Source organism: Plebeiibacterium sediminum, assembly GCF_026013605.1.
Taxonomy (GTDB): Bacteria; Bacteroidota; Bacteroidia; order Bacteroidales; family Marinilabiliaceae; genus Saccharicrinis; species Saccharicrinis sediminus.
Genome location: NZ_JAPDPJ010000171.1, coordinates 1 through 2,483, shown reverse-complemented (window position 1 = coordinate 2,483; position 2,483 = coordinate 1). Strand labels below are relative to the sequence as shown.

General features: G+C 28.9%; 5 protein-coding genes. All 5 read left to right on the top strand.

The annotated features are described in order from the left end of the window. The coding region (locus OM075_RS24830; RefSeq protein WP_301193259.1) for a hypothetical protein at positions 1 to 210 on the top strand (210 nt) is incomplete at its 5' end. A 3-nt stretch (positions 211 to 213) separates the two neighbouring features. Beyond that, positions 214 to 564 (top strand): DUF2200 domain-containing protein, encoded by a 351-nt coding sequence (locus OM075_RS24825; protein WP_301193258.1) that lies wholly within the window; start codon positions 214 to 216, stop codon positions 562 to 564. Between the two features lie 408 nt (positions 565 to 972). Then, complete coding sequence (locus tag OM075_RS24820; RefSeq protein WP_301193257.1) at positions 973 to 1,539, top strand: hypothetical protein; 567 nt, start codon at positions 973 to 975, stop codon at positions 1,537 to 1,539. 166 nt (positions 1,540 to 1,705) lie between these two features. Then, entirely contained in the window at positions 1,706 to 1,933 is a 228-nt protein-coding gene (locus OM075_RS24815; RefSeq protein ID WP_301193256.1) for a type II toxin-antitoxin system Phd/YefM family antitoxin, read from the top strand. Next, positions 1,933 to 2,262: a hypothetical protein gene (locus tag OM075_RS24810; RefSeq protein WP_301193255.1), complete on the top strand. Its 330-nt coding sequence runs from the start codon at positions 1,933 to 1,935 to the stop codon at positions 2,260 to 2,262. Before OM075_RS24815 ends, OM075_RS24810 begins: the two co-directional genes overlap by 1 nt. The last annotated feature ends 221 nt before the right edge of the window (positions 2,263 to 2,483 follow it).

Genomic DNA, 2,483 nt, shown 5'->3' with positions numbered 1-2,483 from the left:
TTTGTTGAATTGAGCAACAGCTCGAATCTTCCAAAAGAGAACCGTACAATAATGGTTTATAAAAAGGGACGAAAAGATGGAGTTAATCGTGATTCAATTTTTATACCTTTTAAGGATCAAGTATATAAAGGATTTAAGTTGAAAGCACCCATGCTTTGCTCTATTTCAAAAGAATTGAGTGCTTGTGTAATGTGTAAAGAAATCGAATAGGGAATGGATAATTCAAAAATATATAAAATGCCTTTTGCAAAAGTCTATCCGCTTTATATTCAAAAAGCCAAGAAAAAAGGCAGAACCCAAAAAGAAGTGGATGAAATAATATTTTGGCTTACTGGCTATAATAGATTCAGTCTTTTTCAGATTTTATCGAATAATTCTGATTTTGAAACTTTCTTTAAGTATGCACCAAAAATGAATCCAAATGCAGCAAAAATTAAAGGTGTTGTATGTGGTGTTCGAGTCGAAGAAATTGAAGATAAGTTAATGCAGGATATCAGATATCTCGATAAGTTAATTGACGAACTGGCAAATGGGAAAGCGATGGAAAAGATCTTGAGGGAATGATAAAATGGAGTCTTAAATTAAACTGCTTTTTATTGACATATTTCCCTAACTACCCTAGATAGTTATGTTGGTATTGAATATAGAGAGTTGGGTAGAAATTCGGATTTCAAAGTTTTTTTAGGTAAAACGTCCTTTAATGATGGTTACAAAAAAACAGTGATAAATACATTATGAATAAATCTGTTAGTGCTGTCAATTTTTACTATTTAGTTTATAAAAGATTGAAAAAGAATAAAAATCCATGAAAATATAATTATTGAAATTCAAGGATATGCCGTTTTAACATACTATATTTAAGAGTTTTGTTAATTGAAAGTATAACAAGAATTTATGCGTCATCAATCGTTATAAATTTTTATAAACAAGTTAGCTCCAATTTTCGAAAAACCTAGACAACCTTGGATGCACATGAAAGATAAATTCCTTAAAACCTTCATTATTTGTTTTGTAATCTTTATTACAAGTTGTGCCACTCAAAGATTAAGTACAATTGTAGGCGGAGAATATAATGAATCAAAAAATGAAACTGATTATTTAGTTTTCCCTTTTGGTGCTGTGACAATCCCAGGTAAATGGGAAAAGAAAGAATATAATCCAGTTAGTAAACAACAATACTTTACTAATCAGGATTCCGTAATTTTAGCAATTGCTTTTGGCAGATACAATAATTATGAATTTAATCTAGACGGTTCATATAAGGAATTTGATTTTGTAATGGCATATTACGAATGGGACTCAGAATATTTTATTAAAACATATGGACTGAAGCGAGAATTATTCGAATCCGACAGTATTAAAAATTTTTTGACTTATAGAATTTACGGAGATATAGAACAAGGTAAATTTAACACTTACTTCTTAGTTGGTGAAAACAGAGGAAATATTAGTCTTTTATCCATTTCAAAATCTGACAAATGGACTTCTGAAGAAAAATTTAATTTTCTAAAGAAGTTATATTTAAAAGAGAAAAATTAAAAAAAACTTGAGCTAATCGAATTCTGAAATGAAAACAGTCTCGTAAAACGCAGATTATCATATCTATTATTAAAAATCCGGTTTGTACTATTATATTGATAAATAAGAAAATATCAAAATAATTTCGTATATTTGTACATTATAATGTACATCCAAATTTTACATCATGAGAGTAATTAGTTCAGCAGAGCTTCGTAATAACATGAAGAAATATCTTGATTTAGCAGCAAGTGAGCAAATTATTATCCAGAGAGGTAAGAAAGAAACTTTTGTGTTAAAGAAACAGGAATATCTAGAACCAGATGAAGATCTCAAAAGAGCAATTTCAATGGATGAGCTATTAGATGGTGTGAAAGAAGATATTAGGGAAATATTTCGTAAAGGGAAAAAATAATGAAAGTTGTTGCCCTTCCTCAAGTACGTGAGTACTTGAAAGAATTATCTCAAGTACTCTATGAAAATGAATATTTTGGCTTTGAAGAATCTGCAATAAAGTATGTTGAAGATTTATTCAAAGATATTGAAACCACACTGCACCGAAGACAAAAACGACAAGCCCCATCCTATTTTGACCGCTTTGGAAAAAATATGTTTTACGCTACTTTCAAAAGAAGTAAAAACACTCAATGGTTTGTATTTTTTACTATATACGAAAAAAATAATGAATTAATTTATTTGGTTCGACACATAACCAATAATCACGTATCATCACAGTACCTATAAAACTTACAAATTACTTTAATATCTATTAAAATGTTAAAGCTTTTAGAAGAATCAATAAGAAAAGCAGTTGCTGGTGATGAAAAGGGTATATCTGAGATATATTCTTATTAAAAAATATTCTGCAACTACTGCTGATGCGTTAAAAATTATCACTAAACAAATTTAATTGTTCTTTGACATCTTGATTGATTTGATATTCTGTAAGCAGTTCTTTTATTGGA